The organism is Shewanella sp. TC10, assembly GCF_009663145.1.
Classification (GTDB): Bacteria; Pseudomonadota; Gammaproteobacteria; order Enterobacterales; family Shewanellaceae; genus Shewanella.
The window spans coordinates 21,872-29,835 of sequence record NZ_VKHR01000067.1; the positions used below are offsets into that span (position 1 = coordinate 21,872).

Annotated in this window: 6 protein-coding genes; 3 read left to right on the plus strand and 3 right to left on the minus strand. The window is 42.3% G+C overall.

Annotated elements, in window-relative coordinates; all coding sequences use genetic code 11:
* Nucleotides 1–4: 4 nt before the first annotated feature.
* Both phsA and FNZ24_RS18480 read right to left on the minus strand, forming a co-directional pair.
* Complete coding sequence (phsA, locus tag FNZ24_RS18475) at nucleotides 5–2,281, minus strand: thiosulfate reductase PhsA (protein WP_153916308.1); 2,277 nt, start codon at nucleotides 2,279–2,281, stop codon at nucleotides 5–7.
* Nucleotides 2,282–2,632: 351 nt separating this feature from the next.
* Complete coding sequence (locus FNZ24_RS18480) at nucleotides 2,633–4,426, minus strand: sensor histidine kinase (protein WP_153916309.1); 1,794 nt, start codon at nucleotides 4,424–4,426, stop codon at nucleotides 2,633–2,635.
* A 167-nt stretch (nucleotides 4,427–4,593) separates the two neighbouring features.
* Between FNZ24_RS18480 and FNZ24_RS18485 the strand changes: the two genes are divergently transcribed.
* A complete protein-coding gene (locus FNZ24_RS18485) occupies nucleotides 4,594–5,175 on the plus strand; it encodes a response regulator transcription factor (RefSeq protein WP_153916312.1) in 582 nt (193 codons plus the stop codon).
* A gap of 131 nt (nucleotides 5,176–5,306) precedes the next feature.
* Here FNZ24_RS18485 and FNZ24_RS18490 read toward each other — a convergent pair whose 3' ends face one another.
* Nucleotides 5,307–5,921 (minus strand): DUF6680 family protein, encoded by a 615-nt coding sequence (locus tag FNZ24_RS18490; RefSeq protein WP_153916310.1) that lies wholly within the window; start codon nucleotides 5,919–5,921, stop codon nucleotides 5,307–5,309.
* A 982-nt stretch (nucleotides 5,922–6,903) separates the two neighbouring features.
* Here FNZ24_RS18490 and FNZ24_RS18495 point away from each other — a divergent pair.
* The gene (locus FNZ24_RS18495) at nucleotides 6,904–7,242 is read left to right on the plus strand and encodes a cytosolic protein (RefSeq protein ID WP_153916311.1); all 339 of its coding nucleotides are present in this window, start codon (nucleotides 6,904–6,906) and stop codon (nucleotides 7,240–7,242) included.
* Nucleotides 7,243–7,635: 393 nt separating this feature from the next.
* On the plus strand, nucleotides 7,636–7,964 hold a 329-nt coding region (locus FNZ24_RS18500; protein WP_153916313.1), incomplete at its 3' end, for an IS110 family transposase.

Sequence of the window (7,964 nt, forward strand, 5' to 3'; positions counted from 1 at the left end):
CCGATTAAATCTTGGCTATTTTGACGCCGGTAGTGTGCAAGTTCATGCCAGTAACCGGAGAGGTAACGTGAGGAAGTAAGTTGCCGCAATGAATACCTTTACCGGTAGCACGTGCAAGCTCTTTGTTTTTGGAACCGCAGCCCATATAAGCAAATACAGTGTCAGGGCGAATACCTGGCGTAACCAGAGCATGACCTTCTTCACTACCTGTATCGTTATAAATGCGAATTTTATCGCCACTAGAAATACCCATTAATCCCGCTGTAATAGGGTGGATCCACAAGGCGTTATCAGACATAAGATTGGCTAGCATTGGTACATTTTGCGTCGCACCATTGGTATGAACCGCCACTTTGCCTTGAATGAAAAATAGCTCGTCTGCTTTTTTCATATTCACTTCGCGGTATTTAATCACCCCGCGCCCTGGCGCCATTTTTTCAACTTTGCTGGAACTTAATTCAATTTTCCCTGAAGGCGTTTTGAAGCTCATATGGCTGGCATAAGTGGTATCTTCATCAGGAGTAATGGCATTGGGGTACTCAGACACAAACGTATTGACCATGCTTGGTTCACGCAGCATCAGCGGCTTACCGTAGCTGACCCAACCATCACGCTTAATCTTGTCTAATAATTTAACGTCTTTATTCACTTGGAACATTTGCAGGATTTGCATGTTATCCCAAGGGAAATACTCACCTTGGCCTAACTTGTCAGCGACCTCTTTCCAAATTTGCCAGCTAGGTTTGGTATCACCAATGGTATCCACTACACGCTGACGCACATAATAAGCAGGATTTTTACCTGACTTATCTTTAATCTCTTCATCACGTTCAAGATAGGTGGATTCAGGCAAGAATACGTCAGCGTAGGCTGCGCTCTCAGTGATGTACAAATCACACGCCACCACAAAATCCAGCTTCTGCATTGATTCAACAATGCGCGCTCTATCAGTCATGGTTTGCATTGGATTAGTACGGCTCATTACCCAGCCATGGAGCTGATAAGGCACAGCGTTGAGTGTGGCGTCTAGAATACTTTGATAAACGCCGCCAGATGACCATAACAAGGAGTATTGTTCATCCACCATATCAATACGTTTAGCATCTATTTGGGGCAGATTTTTAACCCCAGGTTTAGACAGCGTAGGAGCTACATTTTCACCAGCAAACTTATTATATTTGGGTGCTTTTTTACCAAAATATAAACCGCCCTTACGTTCAATATTACCCACCAATACATTGGCAGCGTATAACGCGCGGCGCATTTCAAACTCTTCAGTTGTGAACGAAGCCCGGTGACCAAAATCCACTAACGCATGTGGCGCTGCAGCTGCGTATTCATGGGTTATGCGGCGAATATCTTCAGCAGGAACATCACTAATGGCTTCAGCCCACTCTGGGGTGTAGTTTTTAACTTCTTTAGCGAACTCATCGAAGCCTTCAACGTATTTCGCGACAAAATCTTTATCGTACAAATCATCGTGAATAAGCGTGTGACACATGGCCAACGCAACCGCGACATCAGTGCCTGGCTTAATCGCATACCACTCATCGGCTTTGTCAGCCACGATAGAAAAGCGCGGTTCAAATACCACTAGCTTTGCGCCTTTTTCCATTTGAGCGTTCATCATGCCGCGAGTTTCGGACATGTTGATGCCTTCATATAAGTTATGTCCGAAGTTGATGATGTACTTTGAATTGCTTAGATCGCGTTTGATTTTGCCACCGAATATGGCTTTTGCTGCAACCACATAACCCGCTGGACAGGTTGATGCGTGAGTAAAGGTATTAGGGCTGCCAAATGTTTTCGCAAGATGGAAAAGATGACCTTCAAGAGAACCTGACTTAGACGAAAATGCTACTGACTCTGCCCCATGCTTAGCTTTAATTTTATTGAGGTTTTCAGCAATCAGACTATAAGCTTCATCCCACTCAATTTCAGCCCACTTGCCTTCACCACGCTCGCCCACTCGCTTCAGTGGCTTAACAATACGCTGCTTATCGTAAAGTAAACTATGGCCTGCACCACCGCGAGCACAAACAGCACCACCAAATGATTTGGCATTTTTATTACCGAGAATGGATACGTTTTTGCCATTTACGACACGGGCAGAGATAGGACAACGTGTAGAACACATTTCACAGCTACTTGCGACAGACGTTTCACTACCTTTGAGTGAGACATTGCCCAAAGCTGCAATTGAGCCTGGCAGCGAAGCAAGGGCACAACCTGCGGTGCCTGCTCCTGCGCCTTTGATAAAGGTTCGCCGATCTAGTTTCATGGTACTTCTCCCAATTGACAACGATTCCCAAGAGCCTTAATCGACGTACTTCCAATCCTATAAACTGAATTGCATCGCGGTTAAGTAGTTCTAAGGTTTTCATCATTCTCAAACAGGAGAAGCCAATTGAATATTGTGGTAAACCACATATCGATAGCTTGGTATCTTGGTTTGTGACTATGTTCACGGTTTAAAAAACCACCAACACAGCCTTATTATTTTAGCTATTGTGGTAAACCACATTTCGAATAAAAATAAAAAAGACCGCCAAACTGGCAGCCTTTAATATCCAAAAATCATTTCCTTAATTGCACAATCTCATTTAAATAATCTGAAAATAACAAGCTCGAATTAGCTAATTACTTTTTGCTCGCAGCCTCTTTTTTTCAAACTGATTTTTGCAATAGAGCCAGATTGAACATCTTGACGGTTTTTAAGACTGAATGCGCCCTCATGCTCTTTAATAACTTCATTGCAAATCGCTAACCCTAACCCTAAACCGTTCTCTTTAGTGGTGTAAAAGGTAGCCATTAACGCATCTGACTCTGCGGGTAACCCGGGACCATTATCAATAATCGACACATCCACTTGCTGCTCTTTAAAGTCCATTGCGATGACAATTTTTCTGCGCTTAATCTCTTCCGTTAGGTTAGGGTCACTGATTGCATCGATACTGTTCTTGATTAAATTTATCAGTACTTGCATCAAGCCCACCCTGTCTGCAGTAATAAAAAATGGCTCTCCTTTAGTGCTATTTTCGATACTGATGTCATGCCTTGCTAATTCAAGTTTTAATAATGAGACACTTTCATCCACTAAACTTAAAATATTGACGTCCACCATCACCGCTTCTTTACGCTTTAATAGTCCACGGATTCGATGTACAACTTCCCCAGCTCGGGTCGACTGTTGATATATTTTAGTGAGCAGTTCAGTGGCTTTTTGTTGATCAAACGGCTGCTGATTTTCCATTCGCATTAACGCGCCTTCGCTATAACTGGTTATGGCTGCTATCGGCTGATTTATCTCATGAGCGAGCCCTGCACCAATCTCACCAATAATGGCAGCGCTTTGCAGTTTTTCTAAGGCGAGTTCTTGCTGTTTTAACTGACGCTCAGACTCAATTAATGACTCACTTTTTTGATGAAAACGATATTCGATCCATAAGTGATAAATGGTGGCGACAAGAAACAACAGCACTGCTAAACCACCCCAGTGACGGTTGTCATTTAGCCAGCGCAATAAGGTGTCCCAGCGATTCACTTCAGAATTTTCAACATGTAATTCACTGAATAATTGAATCACTGCTAACTGACTTATTGGCGATGTCCACCCCTTGAGCTTTGCTTGTATCGCTGCAGGATGTTCTGAAGGTAAATCCATTAACGCTTGGGTGATTTGCTTACTGAGCCCAATATCTACGCTTTCGTTGGCTGCAAACGACCAATTAGGATAAAGGTGGGTGCTGCACTGACAATCAAAACCTTCAGGGCGACTAGGGTTTAATATTCGAAACTCGTCCTCTTTAATCAGCCCTCGCTCCACCATATCTTCAAAGGTACATAAAGGGGTTATTGCAGCAGCTACATTGCCATCGCGTACTTGATATAAAAGCGGATCCAATGGAAACCCTAGAAACTTTACATCTTTAAAGTAGTTTTTAGTGTCCATACCTAACTTATGCATTAGGCCAATGGTCGCCTGATACCCGCCCAAAGCATGGGGGTCACTGGCTGCAATAGTCTTATTCTTTAAATCATATAAGGTGCGATAATCGCTATCTGCTTTAACAATAATGGCCGAACCAATGGCCGACGTTGCCCCGTTATGCCGGCGCGAGCGCATGGTCGCTAGCCACGATAAAGGGAATTGGTTCGATAAGAAAAGGTACTGGCCTGGATTAGTGATAATAAACTGAATTTTTCCGGTTTCCATAGCCTTATTAAGCGCCTCAAAATTACCGGGATAAACATGAAAGTTTGTTCCTGGAACCTGCTCATTCAAATAATCCATCATGGGTGTCCACCTAGCAATCGCTTGCTGATCTCCCCAATTAGCTAACACGCCCACATAAAGCTCTTGTGGCTTAGCGTGAACAGGCGATAAAAAACTGATGGCTATAAGAACTAATAATATCCGCAGCACAGTAAAAACCTTCATTAGAAAAGTATAATAAGCTTACGACGTGCCACTCTGGCGCAACGTGATGCATTTCATGCTTTGTATAAATTAGTTCGCTTATCGGCTCAAACTGAGATACTTATCAATTAAGCATTCGTTTCTAGCAAGGAATTACTGTGCAGAAAAATAGTATGGGACCTGTTTATCTGGTGGATGATGACGATGCCATCATCGACTCAATAACCTTTTTAATGGATGGTTTTGGCTATCAAATCGAAAGCTTTAATTCCGGTGACCGCTTTTTAGCGAATGTTGATTTGTCGCTGGCAGGTTGCGTTATTTTAGATGCCAGGATGCCAGGCCTCAGTGGCCCAGAAGTGCAGCAATTACTGATTGAAGCTAAAAGTCCATTATCGATTATTTTCCTCACAGGTCACGGTGATGTACCTATGGCTGTCGATGCATTTAAACAAGGTGCTTTTGATTTCTTTCAAAAACCAGTCCAAGGCAAAGTCTTATCTCAGTCAATTGAAAAAGGCCTTCAGTACAGTACGCGCCAGCATTGGAAAATGCATAATTTGGCTTTGATTGATGCCCTATCTGAGCGTGAACATCAAATTTTTAAACTGGTTATTGCAGGTAACACTAATAAACAGATGTCTAACGAATTATGCGTTGCGGTCAGAACCATCGAAGTTCATCGTTCAAAACTAATGGATAAACTTGGAGTGCAAAATATTGCTGAATTAATGAAGCTCGCACCTTTGGTTTAGTTATATCTACCAAGGTCTTCAATGGATAAAGTTTGAAAGCTTATTTTTGGACAGAAATTGAATAGAGTCAAAGCTCTTAAAGTGATGAGCCTCAGTAGTGAAAATATGGCAAGCGGATATTCGGTAACGCCTCAATCAGCCGACGCGTCAGCGGTCGGCTGGATTGATTTGTTATGTGTTTCTGATTGTTCAGCGGGATCAATTGGATGGTAGGGAGGTAAATAGGTTACAGCCATAGGAATAGAGCGTTTACCGTCCAGAATATCCACTAAACCTTCCCGTATTCGAGTTTGTTCTCGTTCTATTCGACCATGCGCAATTGGACTGTAGCAGTCTCTTTTAAGTTGAACTTCATCGAAGTCATACCCCAGCGACTGTGACATCGCATAAAGTAGGCTTGTAAATAACTCGTAGCCTTTCTCCGTCCACGCATCAAGTCGTTCATCAGGAACCCTGTTATTCAAATGATCGTTATATACTTTCCAAGCATTTGTGACTTTTTTATCCGCTTCGGATTGCCAGCGCTTTCCAAACAGTGATCTGCCGTAGAACTCCAAATCAATCATATTCAGTGCTGAAACGTGAGACCCAGAAAGTCTGGTAGCTCTAGTCTCCATAAGAGTATGGAACAATCTAAGCTTTCGTTCTTTTCCCTCTTTGATGCTTTCAATGAGCTTTTGTGCTTGTACAGCTAAGATTGGGCCAGCTATTACCGCACTGATAGTAATCCAATCTTTAATATCCATATTTAATTCCATAAATTACCTCTCAGTGGTGACTGACACATAACATTTGTATAGTGCGCCATGCGCGTTTATTTGGCAAAACGCACATGCACATTTAATAAACCTATTATTTAAGCCTTACTAAAGTAAAGCTATTGATTTATAAGCACTCTACCAGAGTGGTATTGGATAAACGAGCACAAATATGTACAAAGTGAGCATTGAAATTGATGCCTTATCAGAAGTAATCAGCAGTAGTCACTTATCGATTAGAAAAAGTTGGTCTACTGGCTGTTACTTATCTTTACTACCTATCATTTGAAACACGTTTTGGGCTGAAAAGAGTTACCCGTTTATGTTTTGTACTTCATCTATATTGGCTCAATGACTTAAGACCATCACTTCAATCTAATCCATTGCCTGCCGCAGGCTTTTGTGCAGATACAACTGCGAGACGCTGCAAGTACGTCCATGTAAGCTCTGCCAAAACATCCATGTTTTGGAAGCTCGCTGCTGCATCTACACTGGGTTTATTGTCTCTTCGATTTGACAGCATTGGTGATAATTTAAAGAGCTAAAGCTAGTAGATCTTACATTTAAAAGACTCCATTTGAATTGAGGACGTTGAAGAAAATAGCGTGAGCCTGACAGGACGTCAGGCTAGCTTTCGTGGTGCAGGGATGCACCATCGGAAGCGGTAGCATTTTCGAATAAGGCCGAAGCAGTAATCAAACGAAGTCTAAAGCTGGATCAATCCCCGTTGAAAATATGCGCTTTTCAGCATTTTTCGTTTGGGGCGGCAGGGATATCGAAAAGGGAAATGCTGTTGTTTCCCTTTCGTCTGGTGTGGGCGAAGCGCCACGATTTTGATTCAATCCAAACGGAGTTTGGAAATGAAACGACAAAACCACCACCTTTAGCAACTAAACCTCTACTAGATTCTCCCCTGATAGTGATAAAATCTCCGCATCAGAATTATCGAGAAACTAGGTATTTATAAACAATGTTTATCCATCATGTTAACGGCATTGACTGGCTGGTGATTACAGCTTTTGAAGAACTGAAAACGATGTTTATCGAAGAGGCTGGTGCTATCCCATCTTGCTTCTCTAGCGCCAGTGAATTGAGCCTAATTGATCAAGCCAAGCGCACTTATGGATATTTGCCTACACTCAGCGGCGTAATCACCGATACTGGTACATTTAAAAGTCAGGATAACGAAGAAGATTTGAACCCACAGCTTGCCTGCCTAGTTGAGGGACGAGGTCGAGTCTTTATCTATTACGACGGCTTTGTGGCATTTGTAGATGACGAACAAACCTTTATTACACGAATGGACTGAAATTATTCAATAAGCTGAAACTCGCATCCTTAGCAAGAAAAAGAGTAAAAGCGAGTTACAACCTCTAACTTTATACTTCATTTATTTTAGCTCTATTACAGAAAGGCATGGCTTCAATCTAAACCATTACCTGCCGCAGCGTTTTATGCAGATACATCCATATTTTCGAGGGTATTAACGCATCTACGCTGGGATTAGTGTCTCTTCGATTTAACTGTATTCGTCACTAATAGACACAGAACAAAACCTTTCAGAATCAATTTGAATTGAGGTCATCGAGAAAAGGACGTGAGCTTGGCATGGATAATGGAATGGACCCATCCACTTTTAATCGGCCTCGCAATGGGCCACGATGTAGTTGCTAAAACTCATCAGAAAGAGGACGGGTCCACTATGAACATTACTACAATTGGTCTTGATATCGCAAAGTCTGTTTTTCATTTTGTTGGCGTTAATAAAGCCGGAAAGCTYGTCAAAAAGAAGATAATTAAGCGAAAAGAGTTAGTACTTTTTCTTGCTCAAATAGAACCTTGTCTTGTTGTGATGGAAGCCTGTGGTGGCGCAAATTACTGGGCTAGAGAGTTTGAGAAAGTGGGTCATCAAGTCAAATTGATAGCGCCTCAGTATGTCGTGCCCTACAGACAGGGAAATAAGAATGACTATAACGATGCACTTGCGATAGCTGAAGCAGCGCMACGACCTAAMATGCGCTTTGTAGAACC

Bases quoted from the DNA above. Each gene is read 5' to 3' on its own strand.
- FNZ24_RS18495 (WP_153916311.1), top strand. From the start codon at position 6,904: ATGTTTATCCATCATGTTAACGGCATTGACTGGCTGGTGATTACAGCT.
- FNZ24_RS18490 (WP_153916310.1), bottom strand. From the start codon at position 5,921: ATGGATATTAAAGATTGGATTACTATCAGTGCGGTAATAGCTGGCCCA.
- FNZ24_RS18485 (WP_153916312.1), top strand. From the start codon at position 4,594: ATGGGACCTGTTTATCTGGTGGATGATGACGATGCCATCATCGACTCA.
- phsA (WP_153916308.1), bottom strand. From the start codon at position 2,281: ATGAAACTAGATCGGCGAACCTTTATCAAAGGCGCAGGAGCAGGCACC.